Origin of the sequence: Seonamhaeicola sp. (assembly GCF_028281565.1) — a bacterium.
Classification (GTDB): Bacteria; Bacteroidota; Bacteroidia; order Flavobacteriales; family Flavobacteriaceae; genus Seonamhaeicola.
The window spans coordinates 1-24,644 of the sequence record NZ_JANQJQ010000002.1; the positions used below are offsets into that span (position 1 = coordinate 1).

The window sequence follows — 24,644 nt, forward strand, 5'->3', positions numbered from 1 at the left end:
TGACTTCTTTTGCTCCTAATAATTAATCTTTGAAATTACTTTTAGTGGCTCCAAGAAGAATTTTGATTTACCTAAGGGCACACCTCATAGAAATTTAAAACATACCTAAAAACAAAAAAATCAATTTTCTTACACCCGATGGCAATCGGGAGAAAAAAGGAAAGCTTTCCTTTGGTTTTACTGGGAACTATACAACTTCTATAAACGAGATCGTTTCCTTTGCTAATTTCATGGATAATGGCATCCCCTTTCTTCGGAATAGTCCTCCATATCGGGGTTGTTGAACGGCGAGAAGTAACCGCCACTGTACAACCCTCCCTATATAATCGGTGATACCATGGCGGGCCGGAAATTTGCCGGTTATGATAGCCCAGATCGTCTACCGGTATGAACAGTACATTGTATTTTGTTTTTTGGGCTGCGGCTTACAGGATCCCATTTTTGTTATTGAGATTATCGATACACTATCAATAATGGTATGTTTTCTTTTGTGCTCCTTCTCATTTTGGCGTGTCTTGATCTATTCAAACGGGATGGCTATATTGCCGGTTACGCCCTTGTCCGCTATGGCAACGTAAAGCATAATAGGTTTGCCCGCTGCATCCGTTAGGATGAAGGGGCGCTCTACCCGATCTGGCTTCCAAATACTGCCATCTTCAAGCTCTATTTCTTTTTTCTTGAACAGCGGGTTATCCGCCTGCCGCCATTGATGGCCGTTCTTGGATGTGAACAGCGCTAGATCTGGACTGTTCATCACATGGCAGGCCATGTAATAGTCTTCTGTTCGCTTATCGTACCAGATTCCGGCGTCTTCGGTCTGTGCCTTATCGTATACCGGCTCCTCGTTGAACGTGAACGGCCCTTCTGCATTGGTGGCATGGCCTACCAGCTGTATCCGGTGCCAGTCCTTTACCTTTACATCATCGCCCTTCATGATCATCACATAGGTGCCATTCACATAGGCCACCGCAGGGTTCACCGCTATGTTCTTAAATGCCCCGTGCGGCTCTACGACTGGTCTCTTGGACCTGATAAAGGGGCCTTCAGGGGAGGTGGCCCTCGCAACGCCTATTCGCTGGGTGTTGCGCACCAGGTTCCAGTTCTTGCCGAACCAATCGATGCTAGGGTAGTTATTGTCATTCTCCTTTTCGAACTTCCCATTTAGATCGTTCGATATATAGTACAGGTTGATGGTCCAGTTGGAGATACATACATTGGGGTTGTGCGCATTGCTCACGTCCCAGCCCCCGGGGTTGTGATGCCCCAAAACCACGTTCTTGAACACGAACGGGCCTTCAGGCCTGTCCGACTCCGCATGGGCTATCTCACAATGGCTAAGCCACGCCCCATGGCCCAGGCTTTCCGGCCACCTCGCATAGTAGGCATGGTAGCTGCCATCATCCCAGGGTATCACGGAGAGGCCCCAGACCCTATAACCAGGATCTACCAAAACGTGCGAACCCAATTCCTTTTTAAAGAACTGCTCCTTTACGATTCTTGGAAGTGGTTGGAATTTATACCGCTGACTCTTTGCTGTATCTATTGATATTGTTTCTTCCACTGATATCTCAGACTCTAAAACGGAAGGATTACCCTGGGCTCTGCACGTGGTTCTCACCAACAACGTGAGTATGACCGTTACTATATATTTGGCAATGTAACTCTGCCTCGCGAACAATTCATAATTATTAGTATTTACATTCAGCATAAAATTTTCCAAGATTATTTTTTACATTTTAGACTTTTAACTATGGATTAGCCTCGTTCTATCATTAGATAAGTTCCTTCTTCTGAATATGAGCTTAACAGCGTGAACAAGGTGACTAAAAAGAAAAGGTTTTTCTATTAAAATTATTTTAAAGTAACTTTTATTAAAAATACTAATTGCTAATTCATTTCGGTCTTACCCACATACAATGTCCTCCCCCAGGGGCCATTACTGCTTTAATAATTTCTCCTTTTTTTAATATCCCTTTTCTAATTCTATACGCTTCAGGATTCGTATCGCAATGAGTTTTCTCTGCATCCTCATAATAGGTAACCTTATATTCCTTTCCAGGCTTCAAAAAGTCTAGCTGGATATCCAAGGTTGCTCCTACTTGACTAGCTACGCTTCCAATAAACCACTGCTCACCCTGACGTCGTGCTGTCGATATGTATTCTCCAATTTTCCCGTGCAAAACTATGCTCTCATCCCATTTACCAACGGGTTGTTTTTGAATGAATTCAAATAAATCCGATTTCGCTTCATAAGCTTCTGGCGCATCAGGTAAGCAAACCAAACCACTATGTATAATTAGAGTACGAGCCGCCTCTGCTGCCACTGTTGAAAGATACGTATTAACTTCCTTCGGCCCTTTTCGTCTTTTTCCAGCATCAATTCCCGTGATGTCAAAATTGCCATTGTTCATATCCAATGGGCCTTGAACAGCGTTTATAAGTGCCATTTTAATAAATGTCTCTGGTGTGAAAGCCCTACGTGAGTCTTGTTGGGCATGACAGTACTCTCTGGTAATGGCATTGGGCAGTGTGCGACTTATTCCAGTAAAAGGAACCGGGCCATCATGAAAATCAATCAGGAGTTTACTTTTGGCACTCAGTTCAATCGCACTTCGTGTAAAGGGCACATTATCATTCATAAAACCATACTTGATTCCCTTCATTCCTAAGTCTTGATAGTGATCAAACAGGGCTTTATCACCGTAAGATCCATGTCTCCTATCATAGTACAAAATCAAATCTACGCCCTTCTGTTTTGCATATTGGTTCACTTTTGGTAAATCCAATTTATCGGAATGGGTGATTTTCCCCTCACTCACCTGAGTATACCAAGCATCATCGATCAAAAAATATTCAATCCCATTTTCTGCAGCAAAATCAATAAAACGCAGATAGCTTTCGGTGTTAATTCCATATTTGAATCCATCAGGAGCCACATAACCATGTACCCGCCAATCCCACAAAGTCTTACCAGGTTTTATCCAGGACACATCTTCGAGTTGGTTGGGAGCGGCAAGGTTCAGAGGAACAGTGTTTGTAACCAACTCTCCAATATTTTCCTCCAAAAGAACCACTCGCCAGGGAGTTACAATTTGTCCGGTTGCAGTTTCTACCTGATTTGAAGAGTATAATAAATCCTGATTTATCTGAAAATCCATCACCTTAAAACCCGGAGCGCTATAGAGGTCAGATTCTAACAATGACATATGTTTGCCCGAGCTGTGTTCTACCACTACAGGCAGTTTGACTTTTTCAGTTACATCTCCAATAGCTATAGGCCCGATTGGTTCTTTCTCCCCGGATGGATAATATATTTCGCTATCAGATGGAAGGTTAAAATCACATCGGTAGATCGCCTTATTTGTGGTTTGGTGTCCACCTGTTTCGAATCGAAACGCAACTCCATTGTTATAGGCTCTGCATAAAAGTCTTGCTTCACCCCCTTTAAAATCCAAAGTAACAATTGTCTCATTGTATTGATCTTTAATAGAACTGAATTGTCCCCAAACGGGCTTCCAGGTTTCATTTACACTACGGGTAGATATGCTCTTAACAGTGAACTGGTGATCAGGCAGTAATGACAACACCGAACTGTCCAACATTAATTCACCCTGCCATGAAAGCCTATATTTAAGTGCACCACTTTCCGAATTGAGTTCCAATGAAACCTTACCGTCGGGTGAATTTAAGAAAATGGCACTATCCGGTTTTTCGATACATCCCTGGATTATTACAGAGGCCATTAAAAACAAAATACGTACTAATTTTCTTATATTCATATATTAAATCTATTTATTATGCTTTACCCTGCCTTTAAAGCTACCATTATAGACTACCAAGCCAATGAAAAATAGCCTCAACACATAGATAAATATTCCTTTTTAAAGCTTTCTGAAAATTAAGATTGGAAACAATTGACTTCGATTATTCATTTTCATATTCTGGATTAGGATTTGGCATTTCTACCTGAGTTTCTTGTTGCCACTTCTTTAACTTCGAATACATATTTTTTACTTTATTTGGATGTTTATCCTTCAAATTCACAGCTTCACTTATATCTTCTTTTAAGTTAAACAGACTCAGTTCTTCACTTTCAAATTCCCAGATCAATTTCCAATCTCCTATACGAATAGCTGCACCCATGGATTTCTCCATCTCTCGATGGTGCGGAAAATGCCAATAGATAGCTCTATCAATATTCTTTTGTTTTTGGGTAAGTAGGGGCCACAAACTCACTCCTTCAAGGTCTTTATATCTTCCATGTGAAATCCCTACTGCTTCCAGAAGAGTCGGGAACAAATCAGGACTTGTGACAGCTACATCATTTCTGGTGCCCGGTAATATCTTTCCAGGAAGACTGAATAGTAAGGGTACGCGAATACCACCCTCAAATAAAGAGCCCTTATTGGCACGCAGTGGAGAGTTTCCGTAAACCCCTCCATTGTCTGAATAAAATATTACCAGCGTATTATTATCTAAGTCCAAAGCTTTAATCTTTGTCAATACTTTACCCACATTTTCGTCGAGTTTTTCTATCATAGCAAAGTATTTATTCCCCTTATTTTTGTTAATTGTTTGTTCTGGTGCCTGCAAAGGGGTATGCACGGTATATGTAGATAGGTAAAGCAAAAATGGACGTTCTTTATTTTGTTCTATAAATTGACACGCCTCCATGGCCAATCTATCTGTCAGATATTCCTGTTCAGGGCCATCGATGATGGTTCCGTTTTTATATGGAGAAAAATAATTTGCGGGTTGGCCATAGGCACATCCAGCGATATTGATATCAAACCCTTGTTTTTCGGGATGAAAACGTGGATCTACAATCCCATCATCTGTCTTTGCAGATCCTTCACCAGCCAAATGCCATTTACCCATAAATGCCGTGCTGTACCCATGTTCTTTTAGCACTTCAGCAAAGGTTAACTCCTCTAATGGTAATCGGTCGATGAAGGACGCTTCCATCAGCTTTTTTCCTTTACTCTGTTTTGTCACATACTGTTCCATACCCATACCTGGGATATGACAGGTTAAATTCAAGGTTGATGGATATTTACCGGTTAGGATACTTGCTCTGGTTGGTGAACATACAGGTGACGCAGCATAGGCATTCGTAAAAATCATACCATTGCTTGCTAGTTGATTAATATTGGGCGTATTAATTCTGATTTTTTGGCTCATATAGCCAACATCTGAATAACCCAAGTCGTCCGCCAGTATAAAAACGATATTAGGCTTTTTTTTGTCTTTTTTAGATTCTGACTGAAGACATTGAACTATCATATTGGTGACTGGGTTTGCCAACAATTTATAGCCTTCAGGTGTGTAATGCACGTCCCCATTACCAATGGCATATTCGCCATGAATTCCCTCTGACAGTTCATTCAAATGATTTATTTTGACCCCATGCCTTTTCATTATTTCTATCGCCACTTTATTATAACGTTTGTCATCATTTGCAATACGTCCAGCTTCACCATCCGGCACGTGAGTGGTAGTGGCAAAAATAAGTTGGGCGCCCGTCAGTTTGAGTCTACTAACCAATTTTTCCAGATTCCTTTTATATTGCTCTATTGTAAATGTCAGTATTCCGTTTTTTTTGTCCCTACCTCCTTGTACCTGAGAATCGGGATTCCTGTAACACAAATCCCATAATCCCCAATTGAAATGAATGACATCCCATTTTGTTTCTCCCAGCCAATCATCCAATTTTTCCAAACCATTGCCTGTGTGTTTAGCATTCCCAAGGTTATGGCTTACGTTGGCCTTTTCTTTAAGAGCCGCTTTTACAAAAGGTGTGTACCCTATGGATATCGAATCTCCAATAATCAACACATTTGGTAAATCTTTTTGTTTAAATGCTACAAGCATCAGGGCTAGTAGAACAATTGTTATAATTTTCATCGCCGATTTATAAGTCAACTTCATCATATTAATAGTGGTATTAAGACATATTCGCTTGGTTTATCATTCAATCTTTATAATGGGCTCATCCGTTAAATATCCAAGCGACTGCATGAATTTATCTGTTTGATACATGGTTTTTTTATATAAAGAAAAATTTCTGTAATTAAAAAAACCATGCCCCTTTCCTTTGTATAGGTTAAGTTCACACCTGCGGTCCATATTTTCCATAACTTTTTGGTAGTACATAGCTGTCTCTACAGGAACTAAATCATCTTCGGTCCCAAGAAAAAAGATAGTCGGTGGTGCTTCCATATTCAGGTTATGAACAGGAGAAAACTTCGGGTACTCATCACCTATTCTTTCATACCCATACCCTCCGGGGCCATTATCAATGACGGGATTAAAAAGCACTAAGGCGTTTGGTACGCATCTCACTGATAAATCATCTGCAAGGATATAAATAATGTTGGGCAAGTGCCCAACTTTTGTTCTTTTTGTTTTTTTCCTAAACACAAAAAAACAGGACCATTCTAACTACTATCATGGTGTATTTATTACTCCTAATTTTAAAGTTTTCTTCATCCCTTAATTGCTGTTTTCAACATTTTTCAACTAAGTTATTCAAATTTTATATGACACTATCTACATTCAATTTTCAAGCAGACTGCTTCTTTAAAAGGTGCTTGATCAGGCAATTCAATGATGATATTCCCGTTCGATTTCTTCCATGCCAACTGACCAACACCTAGCAATTCTACAGATTTTAAAGCTTCTAAAGATAAATGCTTTTTAAGAGAAGAAATAGAGACCTTTTCACCATTTCCTGGCCAGCTCATTAAAAATGCATAAATAGTTTTACCATCCTTACTTTGTGTGAAGCGAATGTCCTTTGCTCCCATTTTACGTTTAGTATACCTCAAAACATTGCCCATTTCATCAGCTTGTTTTACCATTGTAGGCTTTCCTGAAACTACTGCGTCATACATGGGGCCTTCACCAAATACCTTCCAAGGCCTTGTAGCGTAGATACCCTCGCCATTTACTTCCATCCAATTTCCAACATTTATTAGAGTTTCCACTGATTTTTGTGAAATGTGTCCGTCTGGATGATTGGGTATATTTAAAAGCAGGTTACCATTTTTACTGACAATATCAATCAAAATATCAATTACCCAATTGGAATTTCTCCCAGAATCCTCACCAGACCACCACCAGGCGCCAAGTGAAATATCAGTCTGCCACGGTTCTGGTAAAATTTGATTGAGCACTGATGCTTCTTCATCTAGTATAGCCATACCCTTCATATCTTTTTTTGGATCGAAATGTGCTTTTAGCTGCAATACAACCTCCTGTTTGCCATCGTATTTTTGTAATCCCTGATTGAAGAAATGCGCAAACACCTTTCTCCCAATTTCCTGTTCCCAAAACATAAACCCTTGATGATCTAAATAAAACAAATCAGGACGGTGTTGCCCTATAACGTCAATCGTACGGTTGTACCAACGTTTTGGCCAATTATATTCTTCAGGATTGTCATAATCATGAAACAGATCGAAGTTCTTTGGATCTGCTCCATCATAGGGCATTCCTTGAAATGGCCCTGGACGGGGATCCGACTGGTGAGCAATTCCAAACCAGGAGTCCGTGCCCGGCCATGTTTCTCCATTTCTTCGGATTCTCCGTATAGCATCTTCCCATTGCGGGGCATAACTTGTCCAAACATCATCCCACTTGGAGTCGCCATCCGGCCTTCCCCGTATATCAAAGCTACGCCATAAGTGTGAGGTAAGTCCAAATTTCAACCCTGCATTTTCAGAAGCCTTTTGCCATATACCAACAATGTTTTTTTTGGGCCCTTTATTTATCGAATTCCATCTATGGTGTTTGGAATCCCAGTTATCAAAATTATCATGATGGTTTGCTAATGCCATAAAATACTTAGCCCCTGCCTTCTTATACAACATTAGCAATTCATTGGCATATTTTTGCGTGAATTTCTCCGCCTTCCACATGTCAATGATTTTTGTATAGCCCACTTGACTTGGGTGACCATATTTTTCGCTGGTTAGATCAATATACCTGCCATTGGGGGCCAGGAATTTAGATTCCGGAATGTTATTTTCCTTATCTTCCTCCCATGCATACATTCCTTGTGCCATCCAATCTCCTGCTACGGTCATGGATTGAGCCCCCCAATGCGCCCATAATCCAAATTTTGCATCTCGGAACCATTCTGGACATTCAAACTTTTCTAAGGATTTAAACGTAGGACGAAAAGGGCCTTCAGCAATACCTAACTCGTTAATAATCAAGGCTTCGCCCTTAGCTTCACCAATATTATGTTCTTCATATGTGTAAGCAGATTTTTTCAAAACGCATCCCGACAATAATGATATCGCCATCAGCAACGCTACTTTAAGCTTATTTGTAATTATTCTATTCGATTTTATTTTATCAAAAAACTCGCTACTTGAAAAACATGAAAAAATCACTGACAATAATACATTTACAATTCTCATCTTAATTTTAATAAGGGGTTTATATAAAAAATGTGTCACAATAACGTAACAAACAAAATCAAACTATGCTTTCTAGTAAATGGTTAAATTTTAAAACATAACCTCTCTTAACCATTTTCAAGTCTTTTAACAATGTAAAGACAACTAGAATTGAAAAAACCATGACTCTCTTTTCATTTTTTTAGTTAGTGTTAGAACATATAATTCTCTCCATTTATAATAAAATTAGGTATATATGACAAAAACATAATGGACGCAATAAAAGAAGGGAATAATGGATGCATGCAGAAAGCTTTATACGATATTATATTATATTAACTATATGATTATATTCGAGTTCATCCAATTATATGCAAGCGCGAGACCTAGTTCAAAACATCTTAACTGATATAATGGCTTAATAGACGTTAACCGAAAAAACTTCATTAAACAACCCGTAGTGCATTTAGGCTAAATTTTAAGGTTATTTATATTTCTAGTATGCACAAATTTATTTATGAATTGAACTACAGTGAGTGCAGTTATTTTGCTAAAGATTCTAGTTTTAAATCCATCGAATGATTTAGCATAATTTCTGCGGATCATAAATTGGTCGCATAATTGCGAGAATAACGTTTCAATACGTTTTCTGGATTTTCTAAAAATATAAGGTTGTTTCTTGTAATAATGCTGATTTACTCTCATGGAAGCATCTAACTTAATATTGTAAGTTTCAAATAAGTTGAGTTGTTTTTCAGCATTTTGTCTAGTTTTAGATTCTAATATGCTTTAAAAATCAATGGTCTAAAATTCTGAAACATGCTTAGAATGACAGATTTTAATACCTTTCAAATAATTTCTCGTTTCAATTCCTATAACTTTAACATGAATTTACTTCACCTCAAACTTTACTGTCTCGCCTTCTTTTATGGTTTTGGCCTTTTTAAATTTCTCCTCCCCAGCTCTTTTTAACTTAAAGGATTTTAAATTAAGGTTCCACCATCCAATACCATGAGGGATGCTACTTTCTTTCCGTTTTCTTCTTTAATGGTTACCGTTCCATATTGATAACCGTTTGACCAAAACCAGTGCCCATTTTTATTATTAAAAGCCATAAACTGATCCATTGCTGAATATTCAAAGCCAGTATAGACTATTGAAGTTCCCAAAGACGGTCATGGTTCATGGATAGTGATTGCCGTATTCGGCTTCGCTAAAGGGACTTCTTTTGTCAGTCATACCTGTTACGCATATTTTTGATACATGTAAGAGCTTTTTTTACTGTGTATTACCATAAAATCTTAAGGCTATTATTTTCAAATCATACTTTATAATCCCATGCTTAAAAAGAAGGCATTTCTTTGATCAGTTGAGCTAAGGCTTTTTTTATGTTTTCGTGTTCTTTATTATTGGCCAAATCAACTAATTCATCCGGATCATTGGCTACATGGTACATTCTGTAGGTATCTATTTTTGGGTAATGGATGAGTTTCCAGCCGTCTTTACGTACCATGCGTTGCGAAGCACGATAGATACCTGTAATGTAATCATATGACGTATTGCGCTCTTCATCAATAATGGGTAAAACAGATTTAAAATATATACCCTCTTTGTTTTTTGCTTTTGCCAAATCTAATGTGGTAGGTACTACATCCTGTAAATAAATATCTGAATCTATTATTTTGCCTTTAGGCATGGTAGGTCCAGAAATAATAAAAGGCACCCGCATACTATGGTCATACATGTTCTGCTTTCCTAAAAGACCATGTTTACCCACGGCCAAACCGTGATCTGCGGTAAATACAATATAGGTGTTTTCTGCCTGTCCTGAAGCATCTAGTGCATCAAATATACGTTGTATTTGATGGTCCATATGGGTTATAATAGCGTAATACTCCTGAATGTTCTTTTTTACCGCGTAAGGTGTTCTTGGGTGTGGTGCCAGTTTCTCATCCCTTAATATAGATTCTTTGGGTGTTCCTATATTTGAAGCCAAATCAATATCGCCTCGATACGGATATTCTGGCTGAAAGGATTTGGGCAGGGAAATGTTTTCCATTGGGTATTTATCCACATATTCTTTAGGGGATTGACGCGGGTCATGGGCTGCATTGAAGGCTACATACATAAAAAACGGATTGTCTTGTTGCTTTGCATCACTGATAAAATCCAATGTTTCATCGGCTATGATTTCACTCCAGTGTTTTCCACCTTTCCAAAAACCTTCATTGTTTTTGTCCCAAGGTTGCCAGGTTTCTTCTCCTTCAAATGTTCTGTCATACCTTAACTTAGTTTGGTTGGGCATACCTCCTCTTCGAGTTCCCACTACATCAAAGCAGTCTTCTAAATTGGCACTAACATGCCACTTTCCAGTAAAGTAAGTTTTGTATCCCTCACCTTTTAAACGCTGCGGCCAGGTGTTTTTAATACCTTCTTCTGTTTTCCATGGGTAGCTCTTTGCGTCCCAAACTCTCTGACCAGACAAAAGCATGGCACGACTTGCCACACACACGGCACCTCCCCAAGCGCCCATATTATAGGCATGAGTAAAGGTGGTTCCAGAATTTACCAACCTATCTAGTGCAGGGGTCTCTATTTCTGTGTTTCCAAGTGCATTAATGGTTTCAAAACACTGATCATCTGCAAAGATGAAAAGGATATTTGGCTTTTTACTTTCTACCGTGTCTGATTCTTTTCCGGTTTTACAAGCTACAAAGAGCAAAGAAAACAATAGTACTGTTATTAGTCTCATGAGTTTGTTTTTGTTATGTTCTTATTTATAATCTCCTCCTTGGTCACTGGCCTCACAGGAAGCTTCCCAAGCTTCCAACGCTGTTTTCATTACAGCTATCTTTTCAGGATATTTAGCAGCGAGATCTTGGTCTTCATGCAAATCTGTTGGTAGATGATATAGTGAAAACGTCTCCCCTTTATCATTAGAATAGATTTTGTACTCCTCGGTCATCCACGCACGTTGTTTTTTGCTTTTAAACCCAATGGGCATATTTCTGGTGGTCTGTTCGCCATTGATTATTGGCAATAGACTAATACCATCCACAGGGTTTTCAAAAGTATCTTTATGTATTCCTAACATATCCATAACTGTTGGGAAATAATCTGAAGTTACCATTGGTATATCAGTTTTAGCATGGTTCTTTATCTTTTCTGGCCATACTAAAACGGCGGGCACTCTAACGCCTCCTTCTAGAAGATCTCTTTTTCTTCCTCTGAACGGACCAGCCAGACCTCTAGTTGTCCCTTTCAATTCTCTCCCTTCGGGACCATTATCTGAGCAAAACCAAATCATTGTATTCTTGTCTACTCCCAATTCTTTTAATTTATTGCGTAATCGCCCTATCTGCTCGTCCATGGCTGTAATGCATCCATAATAGTGCTGTTCCCCTTCTGAATAATCACTGTACATGGCGCGGTATTCGGGACCAGCAACCACCGGCGCATGAGGTGTGTGAAACCAAACGGCACTAAAGAAAGGTTTATCATTATTAACGGCATTTTCTATAAAGGGTAGCACCCTGTCCATGATTACCCTAGAGTCGTCCCCATCAAGGTTAGTTGTGGCTTTTTGTTCTGGACCTATCCAATAATCATTTCCAAAAGGCTCTCCTTCCAATGGCTTTTTGGAGCCTTTAGGAGCAACCATAGGGTTCCAGGTAGGTACTTTAGACTCTGTAACAAAACAGGTGTCATAGCCATTTTTCCAAGGTGGCGAAAAGTTTCCTTTGGGATCTGCTGCCCATCCACCCCAGCGGTTCTGGTCTTCCTTGGTAAGTGTTCCCAAATGCCATTTTCCAAAATGTCCCGTTGCATACCCATGTTCCTTCAATACTTCTGGAATCAATACCTCTTCTGGTTTGGCATGGCCCTGCATAGCAAAATAAACACCATAACGGTAGGGATGTCTTCCTGTAAGGCAACTGCCTCGTGTGGGTGAGCAAACAGGAGATGAAGCATAAAAACGATTTAATTGCAAACCATTTTGTGCCATTTGATCCAAATTGGGCGTTTTAATAGTTTTATTACCATTGAAACCTACATCGCCCCAACCCAAATCATCTGCCATTATAAAAATAATATTGGATCTACTTTCAACAAACTCCGTTGTTACATTAGAAACTTTTAACTCTTTTTTTTTCTTATTGCAACTCGATAAAAACAGAAACGATAAAAATAATGGAAAAAAGAGTTTTGCTATTCTATACTTTGTTTTGTACCTAACTCTAAACAATAAATGATTCATTCTTTATTATTTTTTATAATGACTCGTATAATCTTCTTAAATTTAGAGGATCGTCTAATTCTTTTTGTAATTGTAATAAATCTGCGAATAGTGATTTTATGCGTTGGATTTGTTCGGGATTCTTAGAGATGTCATTCATCTCTTCGGGATCATTTATCATATCAAACAATAACACTTTGTTTGTTAATCTTCGGGTATACGAAAATCTTATATCTATTTTTCTTTATCATTCATTGATAATCTATTATTGGCCAATATCCTACTCCAAGTTTGAGTTAAAGCAGTAGAGTCTTATTTAGCCCATACTATCCTTTTCCTTAGCGTTCCATATAAACGAACCTGAAATCATCATAGATCTGGAGGCAACACATACAGCACCGCTCCGGCCCCCTAAATTGTATACGTGCGTAAAGGTAGTTCCTGAGTTTACTAATCGATCTAGATTGGGTGTAAACAACTCACTATTACCCAAAGCATTTATTGATTCGTAGGTTTGATCATCAGTATAAATAAAAACAACATTTGGCTTCTGTACTCCCCTTTTTCTATACTTTTATCAGTATTTGATTTACACGTTATTAAACATAATATGTAGCAAAGCAATCGTAAATTGTGTATAAATAAAACTTTTAAATAATTAGCGTCATTCATTTTTTAACCTCTTAGTTTTATTAATAGTTAGGATTGGACAAGTTGATTTACCTAAATTCATAAAGATGAAATGTTCAAATCTTAGGTTCAAAAAATTAGGAAGGATTGTCTTTTTCTAACAACCCTTCCTTCATGTAATGGTAGATTTTATCTAATCTGTATAACCTGGATTTTGATCTCCTTCCAAACCTGGATTATTTAAAATTGCAGAAACGGGAATAGGCCATAATACATGATGTGGCTGAATAGAAACATCTGGCCTTGCTGCTTGCACATTGCTTACAAGGTTACCCCATCTCAATAAATCAAACAGTCTATGGCGTTCATCATACAATTCTGTTCTTCGTTCTTTCCTTACAGCTTCTCGAAATATTGACTGATCAACTGATGCAGATGGATTAACTACTTCTAAGTTTGCTAATCCGGCCCTATTTCTGACCTCATTGATATACATCAACGCTCCAGATGGACCGTTGACCTCATTTTCAGCTTCTGCCGCCATTAAATATACGTCAGCCAACCGAAGATATATGAAGTTATAGCTAGAATTATTATTAGACTCTAAGCCTTCGATGTATGCTGTTGGCGTTCTTTTAATACTATAATTAGGGGTCAACCCATCAGCATTAAACTCAATGAGAGTACCATCACTTCTGACAACACTCGTGGCTATGTAATTTCTTCTATCATCACCCGCCTCAAAGTCATTAAGCAAGTCATCCGTTGCAATATATACCCCGCCCCAGTTGGGACCTAAGAAATAGTCATCTGCTCCTGTAGCTCCAATACCTCTTGGCCAATTCGCTACCTGATTACTTTTTTCGACACCAATCTGCATTTGAATTTCAAAGATAGATTCGTTATTATTTTCATTAGCATCGTCGAAGACATCACCATAATTTTCCAATAAGCTATGTGGTCCCTGGTCAATAACCTCCTTTGCAAGTTGGGCAGCATTTGTCCAATTCTCTTGAGTAAGATACACTTTTGACAACAAGGACATTGCAGCCCATTTCGTAGCTCTCCCCTCTAAAGTTTGAACTTCAGGTAAGTTCGCAACTGCATATTCCAAATCTTCAACAATCAAGGTATATATTTTGTCTATATTATCAACTCTTTCTAAACTAAGTGCCTCTTCAGCAGTTAACACATTTTCATATAAAGGTACTCGACCCCATAACCTCACTAAATGGAAATATATATAAGCTCTAATAAACTTTGCTTCTGAAATCAAAGCCTCTTTCTGATTGAAATCTTCCATAGCTCCAATCCCCTCAATAGCCGAATTAAAAGTATTAAGCCCTGAGGTAAAACTTCTATAAGACTCAAAAATCATAGGTTCCTCTGGAACCATCGAAATGAACAAACTAACATTAATAGTTCCTGAAGCAGGTCTGCTTTTAAAATCATCATTTATATATTCAAATATCCAATCTCTCCAATCCCCATGAGTCCCTTTATTACCCGCTCCAAGTTTATTATAGCAAGCTACCACAGCAGCTTCAGCATCGGCCTCCGTAGCAAAAAAATTATCAGGGCTTATAAAAGAGGTTGGTGTTTCCTCCAAAAAACTATCGCAACTTGATCCTAATAGCAATAGAACAGCTATCATTAGACTTTTCTTTATTATATTTTTCATTACACTATTATTTTATTTGTTAAAACTTACAGACCAATATTTAGTCCAATTCGATAAGATTTTGTAAACGGATAAGTAAAATTATCCTTACCTACAACTTCAGGATCTAATCCAGAGTAACCCGTAAAAGTCAAAATATTCTGAGCACTTACTGATAGTTTCAGTGAGGAAAGTTTCAATTTTTTAAGAAATGTTGAAGGAAAATTATAATCCAGTGTTACATTTTTCAAACGTAGATAATCTGCTTTTTCAATGTAATTACTAAGTGTGGCTTCCGCAGGGTTTCTAAAGGGGTCAGTAGAAGTTAAGGAGGCGACTGTATTGCTGGGGTTTGAAGGAGTCCAGGCATCAAGAACTTCTGTAAATCCATTGGCAACACCAATAAAGCTGTTTACACTTCCATACCTCACTTTGTTATTTATTTTATGACCTCCTGCTCCTTGCAAAAACAAACTCAGGCCAAACCCTTTGTAGGTAAAATTAGAGTTAAAACCATATGTGAATTTTGGTTGTTCTTGACCAACTATTGTTCTATCCTCTGCAGTATAAACTCCATCACCATTTACATCTCTATACTTAAAATCTCCAGGTACACGTCCAAAACCAGCTGCTTCTGTTGCCTCGTTACTCTGCCAGACGCCAAGAACGTCATAGGTATACCAAGCTCCTATAGATTCACCTAAAGCATGTATTTGATCTTTCTGTAAATCAAAGTTGGATATCGATTCTACACCTCCAAGGTCTAAAACCTCATTTTTATTGTAGCTAAAGTTAGCATTTAAGCCAATACCTAATTCCCCAATATCCAAAGTCGATCCCATTGTCAACTCAAAACCTGAATTTTCAACACTTCCAGCATTTTTTAAAATACTACTGTAGCCTGTTTCCAATGGTAAAGGAAATTCAAATAATAAATCCGATGTTACTCTTCTATAATAGTCTAATGTAATATTCAATTTTTCTTTAAAAATGGTTGCATCAACACCCATGTTAAATTGTCGCGTTGTCTCCCATGAAAGTTCAGAATTACCTAAACCATCAAGTGCAGGTGCAACACCAACAGCCGCTGTTGATCCAAAGACTTCAGTTACGGTTTGATATCTTGGTATGGATCTATATGAACCAATTTCCTGATTTCCAGTAACACCATAACTCGCTCTCAATTTAAGATCATCAAAAACGCCAAGATTACTAATAAATTTCTCCTGACCAAGTTTCCAAGCTACTGCTCCAGAAGGGAAAAAAGCATACTTATTATTTGCCCCAAAACGAGAAGAACCATCATAACGACCACTAAAGGTAAATATATATTTATCCTTATAAACATAGTTAATCCGGCCCAAGGCTGAAACCAAGGAAGATTCTATCAATGAAGACTCCGGAATAATCTCAACTGCCCCTCCCGCTAAATTAGTTGTTCCAAAAGAATCTGTAAGGAAATTTTCTCGACCAGCCATAAGACGTGATAAACGGTTTGCCTGCATACTAAATCCTCCCACAATATCAAGAGAATGGTTATCAAACACCTTATTATACGTCAATAAATATTCTGTCAACCAATTAATGTTAGTCGAGTTAATTCTCCTTGCCTGCCCTTGCTGTTCCATTCCTAATAATGTAGACTCTTGAGGAAAATAAGCACTTTCTTCTCGTGCAGAAATATCAAACCCAAGGTTTATTTTCCCTTTAAGACCTTCGACAAACTCATATTGAAAGTAAAAAGTTCCAAGTGATCTTAAAGTTTTATAGTTCAACTCTTGTTCTTTAGCAAGTGCCACCGGATTCGTAGTTGTGCCAGTAGGCCTTGAGGGGATTACAAAGTAACTTCCATCTGAGTTATAGACAGGATCCACAGGAGGCATGGATAACGTACTTATAATCACACCAGGGCCACTGAATGGGTCTCTTCCTCCAAATGGGATTGCATCATTAACAGTATATGACGCCGTAAAACTATTACCAATCTTCATTTTTTCATTTACATTAATATCAACGTTGGCTCGCAATGAAGCCCTTTTCAAACCATTATCTATCACGACACCTTCCTCACCAAAGTAATTCCCAGAAATATAATATTGTGCTTTCTGAGATCCCCCGCTGGCAGAAATCTGAAAATTATTGATAATAGCATTACGAAATACTTCATCCTGCCAACTTGTTCCTCCAGAATTTTCAAACCCTTGAACTTGAGCATCAGAATAAGGCCTTGTTACTCCAATTGCATCACTATATTCGTTTGTTGCCCTAGCATACTGAGCAGCATTAAGCAGAGGATAACGTTTAGATATAGTCCTTACAGAAGTATACCAGTCTACATTAAGCTTATTATTACCTACTTTCCCTCTTTTGGTCGTAACTACTACAACACCATTTGCACCACGCGATCCGTAAATAGCAGTAGCTGAGGCATCTTTAAGAACCTCTATTGATTCAATGTCATTGGGATTTAATGTAGCGAGAATATTCGTGGCGCTACCTGTCAGCCTATCCACCCTGAAACTTCCATCTCCATTCACTTCCTCATTATTGGGGAACACCAATAAACCATCAATTACATATAGGGGATCATTGCTGCTATTAATAGATCCCGCACCCCTAATACGTATAATTGGTGCAGCACCTGGTGAACCATTACCCTGAGCCACCTGTACCCCTGCTGACCTACCTTGTAAAGCTTTATCAAATGATGACTCGGTAACCTTGCTTAAGTCTTTAGCTTTTACCGAAGAAACTGAACCTGACAAATCAGATTTTCTTTGAGAACCATACCCAACTATTACAATTTCATCTAGTTTAGATGCATCATCTTGCAATGTTACAACTATAGATGTTTGGCCATTTAAAGCAACTTCATTTGTTAAAAACCCTAAATATGAAATCACCAAAACCGCATCTTTATCTTGTATAGTAATAGAAAAATTACCATCAAAATCTGATTGCGTACCGTTTGTGGTACCTTTTTCAAGAATATTTGCCCCTGGTAAAGGTTGCCCGTTGGAATCTTGAATTATACCATTAACTTCTATTTCTTGAGGTTTCACAACTTTTATAGGAGTTGATTTTTCTTTTATTAGAATCTCATTATTTGACGTTACTGTTAATTCAATATTTCTTTTTGACAAACTACGCTTTAACAACTTGTTCGTACTTATTATTCCTTTTTTAAGTTTTACTTTTGGAAAATCATCAAAAACCCCTTTTTCATAAAAGAAAACATAATCCGTTTGATCCATAATTAACAAGAAGACTTCATCTACTGTTAATGTCTTATCCTCATTGACTTGAATTTTGGAATTCTGAGATACAACATTATTAGTTGACAATCCAAATATGGTCGTGCAAAATAAAAAGATAAAAGTTCTCATAATGCAAATCAAAAGCCTTTTCCTAAACATGAAACAGGCACTAGTTAATTTAATTTTCATAAATTTGTGGTGTTATTAGTTAGTTAATATTTTAATTAATTGATAATAATTCTACAGGGGATAGAGCTTGTACTTTGGCGGTAAAACTTTATCCTCTTTTCTTATTTAGTTCATTGTTGTTTTACTTCATAGGCATTAATTATTTTTATAATTAGTATTTTCAATTATTATTATTAGATTTATTAACAAGACTATATTATTTCAATATTATCGTCTTACCATTTATTTCATAATTATTTATGGTGGTAGATTTCATAACGGCTAGAACTTCTTGAATACTCCTACTTTTATTGAGTGTTCCAATAAACTTAATTGTTTCCAGTTCTTCATTTTCGAAAATTATATCTACATCGTACCATCTTGATATTACTTTCATTATATCTTTTAATGGCATATCTATAAAACTAAATACTCCATTTTTCCAAGATATTTCCTTCTTTACATCAACTTCAGCGATTGTAAAATTGTTATCTAGGACATTAAGGTTAAACTGCTGATTTGGGTTTAAATTTTGCTTTTTATCATCGAAGCCTACCGCTATTTTACCTTCTGCCAATGTGGTATAAATATTTGTTTCGCCTTTATAGGCCTTTATATTAAACTCTGTACCTAACACTTCGACTTCTTGTGATTTATTAAAAACTTTGAATTTAGACCCACTGTGTTCAGAACTAGGAGACACATCAAAATAAGCCTCACCATACACCAATTCTACCTTACGTGTTTGACCATCTATAAAACTTATTGGATATTTTAATTGAGACTCTGAATTTAGCCAAACCTGTGTACCATCAGACAATACAACATGAAATTGCCCTCCTCTTGGTATGGTTAAGTAATTGTATACTAGTTCTTTTGTATTCCTGTCCCTAGCCCCATAAACGATTTGTTCACCGTTACTATCGGCATTTGAGGTCTGGAAAGCTTCTCCTTTAGCCAACTCTATAATAGAACCATCTTCTAATGTTAAGGTTGCTTTGTCTGTTCCTGGTTCAATAATCTCATTTACCAATATTGGCTCTATAACTTGTGAATCCTTTTTTATATTGAGTAATGATCCTAATGCAAACAACAATAGTACTGACGCTGCTATGGCATATTTATAAAAAGATTGAATTTGAATTGTTTTTTTATGTTTTACTAATTCAAGTCTTGATTCAATATTATTCAATGATTCTTTAGCATTGAATTCAATATTTTTGGTTTTTATTTGATAATCATCTCTGACCAAGTTTTTAAAAACCTTAACGTTTTCGTCATTTTTCAAAAGGTTTTTTAAAGTAATTAACTCGTCCTCTGAAATATTATTATTTAGGTATTTTTCTACTAAGAAAAACATATCTTGTTTAGCCATTTCTACTCTTTGTTATAACTTTAAGACAATTAAAATAGAAAAAACCATGACTCTCTTTTACTTTTTTTTTGTTTAATTTGTGTTAATTTATTTATTTCTCTCAATTTATAATGAAATTGGACATATCTGACAAGGAAATAATCTTAGCGATAAAAGAAGGAGATAGGGATGCATATAGCAAGCTTTATATACTGTATTACGATAGACTATGCAAGTATGTTTATTCTCTCTCATCTGATTATAAGCAAGCAGAGGACATAGTTCAAGATCTGTTAATAGGTTTATGGATTAATAGAGGTAAATTAAATATAAAAACTTCTTTGAACAATTATTTATATAGAGCTGTTCACAATAAATTTATTAACCTTTATAAGAAAAATGTACGGGAACAGTCGTTTATAAATAGTATACATAGAGAGGCTATTATTGAACTTGAATGTTTTGAAAGGGATATTAAAGAGGGGCGGTTAATAGCCCTCGAAAGGGTAATAGAACAACTACCTCCAAAGCGTAAAGAGGTTTTTATATTGAGCAAATTAAACAACTATAAATATAAAGAAATTGCTAAAATGCTTAAAATTTCTGAAAGCACCGTTGAAAGTCAAATACGTAAAGCAATGATTACTATACGGGGAGAAATGCACAAGCTTAGTCCTGATTTTGAAAACATAAAAAATCATATTGCAATTATATTTTTTATTTTATATACTCATCGATTAGATTTTATTATCAGTTAAAACGATTTAGGCTAAATATTTAGCAAATCTTCTAATTCTATATAATTAATACTGTACTCTTCCATAGTCCAAAAATGGACATTTCAATTCAGGGGTATTTGTATAAAAATGTCATAATACTAAAAATAAACCAAACTCAGATTCTCACACGTTTTCAAATGCATTCATTAATTCCCTCTCTTTTCCAACTTACAGTAATAATTAAATTTTAACCAAAACTTATGATTGGTTTGATCTCTGCTTAATAAGGAACCCATTCTATAATCCAAGCCAAATTCAAAGCGTTGTTTTTTTGAGATTGTATATCCCAATAATGGCACCAATCGAGTCTCAAGGCTGTAGCCGCTTTTAAATTTATTTAAACCTTCGCTATTCAACCTAAAATAAAACTCTTTTAGGTTTAAAACTTTACCGTTTAATGGGAATTCCATGGACAAGCGGTATCTAAATCTAAACTCGGGAACATCAGAATGCTCAAAACTTTGGTCTGTTCTAAATCTATGGGATAGTTTAAATGTCCTGTAGGTTGTTTTAAATAAAACCTGTTGAATAAAGCGGTGCATTATCCTTCGGTCTTCTAACCTTAAGAGATAGCCCCCGCCATAAGAACTGGTATTATTGACTTTCTTTGAGAATATTGTAGTCACATCAGTAAGCAAATACTGATAACCAAAATTTTTGGGCTGATGGAAAGCACCTTCTTTAAGGATTTGTCTGGACTCTATACTGGAACTTAAACGCCAATGCTCACCCAATTCATCACTTAAACTTATATTGGGTAGTAGGCCAAATTGATAAATCTCTTGCGAATGGATTTTTATACATAAACAACAAAGTATTGTTGCTAAAACACTCTTCCAATTGCGATGATTGAAGTTAATAATATAATCCCACACTTATAAAATCCATTTAACTTCATGACTTGTTTTTTGAAATAAAAAAGGGCCACCAGCTATAAATTGCTAACTCTCAAAATGGCATTTATTGCTATGCAGCCCAATCAAACTAAACTATCAAATATCAATTACTTTAGCATTTTTAAAATAATTTAAAGATTGCGATTTTACACCAATGAAATGTATAATGACATTATGGTATAATGGTCCTAATCTATTTGATTCCAAAATCTATATGGGTCATCAAAACGCTGCATTTCCTCCAACAAAAGATTCTCCATTTCATTTAACTTTTCTGAAAATCCAGGGTTCTCTGCCAGGTTTATTTGATTCTGTTCTGGTTCTTTACCTGTTAATGCAATAATTTCTTGAGAGTTATGTTCCTTTAGTAATTCGTATGGATTATCTTTAAGATTAAAAAGTTGTGTTTTTTGCACCTGTCCATCTAAAACATCATATTTGATTAATTTCCAATCACCTTTACGAATGGATCTGATGCCAGGCTTGGTTCCTCCGCAATAGACACCATACATCACATTGCGAATTACTTTTTCCTTCCCTTTAAGAACCGGAACAAAACTAGTACCTTCAACTGTAGCTGAAGGTCTGAGACCAGCTAAATCACACATTGTACTCAAAACATCTGAAAGATAGATATTTCCAAGTACCCTACCTTTTTTAATGCCAGGACCTTTTACTATAAAAGGCACTCTCCAACTATGCTCATAAAGATTTTGTTTCCCCATTAACCCATGCCGTCCAACAGCAATCCCATGATCGGAAGTATAAAATATAATGGTGTTCTCGAGTTCTCCAATTTCCTTTAGTCTCTTCAATACCTTACCAATCTGGATATCTATTTTTTCACTACAAGCATATTGCCGTCCAATCTCATTTCTAACAGTTGATTCATCCCTTCTTTTCCAGACACCAGAAACTCGTTCCTCATCTCTTAAAGCTGGATGCCCATGATGAAAAGGGTGGGCAGAAAGATAGTTAACTGGTAATGGAGGAGCCGGGTTGTCACTATCTGGCACAGGAGGATTATCTGGATTAATATGATTTGTAGCGCCATACTTTTTTAATAATTCAGGCGTTCCGTTTCGCGGATCATGAGGATGAGAAAAGCCTAAATAAATAAGAAATGGGTCTTTTTCAATTGTCTTGTTTCTTTCATTAAGATAATCAATAACTTGTTTGGCGTGCCAAGCGCTTCCTTCTTCGTCTGCCGCCCCCCTATTAGTCTTATCATTTTGAATATTAAACAATTTATTTGTTGCTTCATTCGAATTATTTACCTTACATGTCCTCATAGTCTCATATCCCGCTTTGTTGAAAATCGCGGGCATTGAAAATTTTGCCAAATTATGAGGTACTTTATTAGAATCTGCAGATACCGGATTCCTACTTATGATTTCATGATCCGGTACATGCCATACGGAACGACCAGACATTATCATATGCCTAGATGGTGCACATACAGACCCCTGCCATGATCCCATATGATAAGCCCCATCGAAAACCATTCCTTCTTCCGCTAAAGCATCTATATTGGGAGTTTGCAAAACTGATGTTGAATCATAAACTTTCAAATCAAACGGAGATTGATCATCAACGAGAATAAACAATATGTTTGGTTTTTTTAATTCTCTATTCTCCTTACACGAACAAACAAGTATAAGACAAACGATCATAAGGTTTCTAATTAAATATTTCATTTTATATTAATTCATTATTATATTAAACTACTTTTTCCTTTCGGCCCGAACTTCCTTCTAAAGCATTTTGCATATTAGTATTACAAAGTTTTAATAAGCCCCAACTTCATTTGAATCTGTTATTGCCGATCATCCCATTTTATTTTTATTACCCACCAACCAAAGTCATACCCTCAATGATCTCAAACCTTGAACAATTTGGACAAACCTATATTTCTGTTTTGTTCCTGCTAACATATTTACCGTCTACTTAAATCCACATTCTTAAGAAGGCATAATAACTTTTGCCAACCATATTAAAAGTACTTTATCTAATAATCTCATTTAAAAAAATTAACCATTTAGGATCTTCCCAGTAAATAGTTTGAGAATCCGATTAAAAACTTAAATAACCTTAATTTCCAAATTCAATATCTTGTTGAGAATTAAAGAAAAAGTCCCCATCAACGCAGCATTTTCTCCAAACGATGATCCTATGACCTTGACATTTGCTGAAAGATTAGGTATGGAATACTTTCTGACCTCCTTTTCTAGTTTATCTAACAAGAACTCTTTTGTCCTAGTTAATCCTCCCGATAGTATAATGCATTCCGGATTAAAAAGCTTGATTAGAGTATCCAACACTACCGCTAAATAATCTATACTCTTGTCGCAGAGCTTTAACTCTACCTTGTCCTTATCCCCTCCACCAACTTTATAAGCAGAACCAGTCTTTTCTTTTAACACTGCCGAAGCTTCTCTTTTAGCTAACTCCCCTTCCACCATTTGAGACAGCCCAATTGAACTACTCCCGTGCTCAAGAATAGACCGTCCGAACTCTCCTGCATAACCATTGGATCCAAAAAGTGGTTTTCCATTTATAATCATTCCTGCACTAATCTCATGGTCCAGATTTACACATATAAAGTCCTGGTACCCGCTCCCTAGTCCGTACCACAATTCGCCCAAAGCCATCAGGCGGGACACGTTATCACAAAAAACCGGCAATGGTGTATATGCCTTCAGTCCGCTTACGACATCTACGTTTTTCCAATTAAAAACCGGGGCCCGTTCTATGATACCAGTTTGTCTATTTACGGAACCTGCTACTGCCAGCCCAATTCCCAGCACTTTTGCGCCCTTATCTCCTCCTCTTAATATCAGACTGTTTATAACACTTCCAATCTGCTCCATTATTTTTTCATAACCATCTTCTAACTTAGTGGGAACCTCACGCTCTAAAATAAGCTCACCATCTAAGTTTGATAAGGCACCGCGTATACAAGTTGCCCTTAAATCTATTCCTATAACAAAGTTCTCTTTTGAATTGAACCTTAACATTTTTGGCCTCCTGCCTCCCTTTGATTCACCTTCGCCAACCAGCGAAATCAGCTTCTCCTTAGAAATTAAGTCATCTGCAATTCTTGTGATTGTTGGTGCGCTTAACTCGGTTTTTTTTGCGATTTCTGCTCGGCTAATACGACCCTCATCCCTGATAAGGCGCAAAACGCTTATTTTGTTGAGCCTGTTTATGTAACTTGAATTGACCGTACGTGACCTTTTCTCATTCATATGACGTTCT

16 protein-coding genes and 1 pseudogene are annotated in these 24,644 nt (G+C 37.0%); 1 reads left to right on the plus strand and 16 read right to left on the minus strand.

Translation table 11 applies throughout. From position 1 onward, the window contains the following. Nucleotides 1–520 precede the first annotated feature (520 nt). The 13 genes and pseudogenes from Q0983_RS00070 to Q0983_RS00130 form a co-directional block, all read right to left on the minus strand. Entirely contained in the window at nucleotides 521–1,720 is a 1,200-nt protein-coding gene (locus tag Q0983_RS00070; RefSeq protein ID WP_299546844.1) for a glycoside hydrolase family protein, read from the minus strand. A 172-nt stretch (nucleotides 1,721–1,892) separates the two neighbouring features. Beyond that, nucleotides 1,893–3,779: a glycoside hydrolase family 97 protein gene (locus Q0983_RS00075; protein WP_299546846.1), complete on the minus strand. Its 1,887-nt coding sequence runs from the start codon at nucleotides 3,777–3,779 to the stop codon at nucleotides 1,893–1,895. A 145-nt stretch (nucleotides 3,780–3,924) separates the two neighbouring features. Next, nucleotides 3,925–5,904 carry a sulfatase-like hydrolase/transferase gene (locus Q0983_RS00080; protein ID WP_299546848.1) on the minus strand — a complete coding sequence of 660 codons (1,980 nt, stop codon included), beginning with the start codon at nucleotides 5,902–5,904 and terminating at the stop codon, nucleotides 3,925–3,927. A gap of 63 nt (nucleotides 5,905–5,967) precedes the next feature. After that, nucleotides 5,968–6,381 carry a prolyl oligopeptidase family serine peptidase gene (locus Q0983_RS00085; RefSeq protein WP_299546851.1) on the minus strand — a complete coding sequence of 138 codons (414 nt, stop codon included), beginning with the start codon at nucleotides 6,379–6,381 and terminating at the stop codon, nucleotides 5,968–5,970. 164 nt (nucleotides 6,382–6,545) lie between these two features. Next, entirely contained in the window at nucleotides 6,546–8,309 is a 1,764-nt protein-coding gene (locus Q0983_RS00090; protein WP_299546854.1) for an alpha-L-fucosidase, read from the minus strand. A 567-nt stretch (nucleotides 8,310–8,876) separates the two neighbouring features. Continuing rightward, nucleotides 8,877–9,155 (minus strand): annotated as a pseudogene (locus Q0983_RS00095) (transposase); the annotation flags it as partial. A gap of 233 nt (nucleotides 9,156–9,388) precedes the next feature. Continuing rightward, a complete protein-coding gene (locus Q0983_RS00100; protein WP_299546857.1) occupies nucleotides 9,389–9,532 on the minus strand; it encodes a hypothetical protein in 144 nt (47 codons plus the stop codon). A 215-nt stretch (nucleotides 9,533–9,747) separates the two neighbouring features. Further along, a complete protein-coding gene (locus Q0983_RS00105; protein WP_299546860.1) occupies nucleotides 9,748–11,157 on the minus strand; it encodes a sulfatase-like hydrolase/transferase in 1,410 nt (469 codons plus the stop codon). A 21-nt stretch (nucleotides 11,158–11,178) separates the two neighbouring features. Then, entirely contained in the window at nucleotides 11,179–12,663 is a 1,485-nt protein-coding gene (locus Q0983_RS00110; RefSeq protein WP_299546863.1) for a sulfatase-like hydrolase/transferase, read from the minus strand. Between the two features lie 295 nt (nucleotides 12,664–12,958). Then, a complete protein-coding gene (locus Q0983_RS00115) occupies nucleotides 12,959–13,135 on the minus strand; it encodes a hypothetical protein (RefSeq protein ID WP_299546866.1) in 177 nt (58 codons plus the stop codon). 330 nt (nucleotides 13,136–13,465) lie between these two features. After that, nucleotides 13,466–14,911: a RagB/SusD family nutrient uptake outer membrane protein gene (locus Q0983_RS00120; protein WP_299546869.1), complete on the minus strand. Its 1,446-nt coding sequence runs from the start codon at nucleotides 14,909–14,911 to the stop codon at nucleotides 13,466–13,468. Between the two features lie 68 nt (nucleotides 14,912–14,979). Then, nucleotides 14,980–18,378 (minus strand): TonB-dependent receptor, encoded by a 3,399-nt coding sequence (locus tag Q0983_RS00125; protein WP_299546872.1) that lies wholly within the window; start codon nucleotides 18,376–18,378, stop codon nucleotides 14,980–14,982. Between the two features lie 196 nt (nucleotides 18,379–18,574). Next, on the minus strand, nucleotides 18,575–19,732 hold the full coding sequence (locus tag Q0983_RS00130; RefSeq protein ID WP_299546875.1) for a FecR family protein: 1,158 nt from the start codon (nucleotides 19,730–19,732) through the stop codon (nucleotides 18,575–18,577). Nucleotides 19,733–19,842: 110 nt separating this feature from the next. On the opposite strand from Q0983_RS00130, the gene Q0983_RS00135 reads away from it, so the two are divergent. Continuing rightward, nucleotides 19,843–20,469 carry an RNA polymerase sigma-70 factor gene (locus tag Q0983_RS00135; RefSeq protein ID WP_299546878.1) on the plus strand — a complete coding sequence of 209 codons (627 nt, stop codon included), beginning with the start codon at nucleotides 19,843–19,845 and terminating at the stop codon, nucleotides 20,467–20,469. Between the two features lie 167 nt (nucleotides 20,470–20,636). On the opposite strand, the gene Q0983_RS00140 is transcribed toward Q0983_RS00135, so the two are convergent. The 3 genes from Q0983_RS00140 to Q0983_RS00150 all read right to left on the minus strand — a co-directional run. Then, entirely contained in the window at nucleotides 20,637–21,365 is a 729-nt protein-coding gene (locus Q0983_RS00140; protein ID WP_299546881.1) for a DUF2490 domain-containing protein, read from the minus strand. 209 nt (nucleotides 21,366–21,574) lie between these two features. After that, nucleotides 21,575–23,083 (minus strand): sulfatase-like hydrolase/transferase, encoded by a 1,509-nt coding sequence (locus Q0983_RS00145; RefSeq protein WP_299546884.1) that lies wholly within the window; start codon nucleotides 23,081–23,083, stop codon nucleotides 21,575–21,577. A 384-nt stretch (nucleotides 23,084–23,467) separates the two neighbouring features. Further along, on the minus strand, nucleotides 23,468–24,644 hold a 1,177-nt coding region (locus Q0983_RS00150), incomplete at its 5' end, for an ROK family transcriptional regulator (RefSeq protein WP_299546887.1).

What these genes read in the sequence shown, in the direction of transcription:
- Q0983_RS00075 (WP_299546846.1), bottom strand. Translation starts at nt 3,779, where the DNA reads ATGAATATAAGAAAATTAGTACGTATTTTGTTTTTAATGGCCTCTGTA.
- Q0983_RS00080 (WP_299546848.1), bottom strand. Translation starts at nt 5,904, where the DNA reads ATGAAAATTATAACAATTGTTCTACTAGCCCTGATGCTTGTAGCATTT.
- Q0983_RS00090 (WP_299546854.1), bottom strand. Translation starts at nt 8,309, where the DNA reads ATGGCGATATCATTATTGTCGGGATGCGTTTTGAAAAAATCTGCTTAC.
- Q0983_RS00100 (WP_299546857.1), bottom strand. Translation starts at nt 9,532, where the DNA reads ATGGATCAGTTTATGGCTTTTAATAATAAAAATGGGCACTGGTTTTGG.
- Q0983_RS00105 (WP_299546860.1), bottom strand. Translation starts at nt 11,157, where the DNA reads ATGAGACTAATAACAGTACTATTGTTTTCTTTGCTCTTTGTAGCTTGT.
- Q0983_RS00110 (WP_299546863.1), bottom strand. Translation starts at nt 12,663, where the DNA reads ATGAATCATTTATTGTTTAGAGTTAGGTACAAAACAAAGTATAGAATA.
- Q0983_RS00125 (WP_299546872.1), bottom strand. Translation starts at nt 18,378, where the DNA reads ATGAAAATTAAATTAACTAGTGCCTGTTTCATGTTTAGGAAAAGGCTT.
- Q0983_RS00130 (WP_299546875.1), bottom strand. Translation starts at nt 19,732, where the DNA reads ATGGCTAAACAAGATATGTTTTTCTTAGTAGAAAAATACCTAAATAAT.
- Q0983_RS00135 (WP_299546878.1), top strand. Translation starts at nt 19,843, where the DNA reads ATGAAATTGGACATATCTGACAAGGAAATAATCTTAGCGATAAAAGAA.
- Q0983_RS00145 (WP_299546884.1), bottom strand. Translation starts at nt 23,083, where the DNA reads ATGAAATATTTAATTAGAAACCTTATGATCGTTTGTCTTATACTTGTT.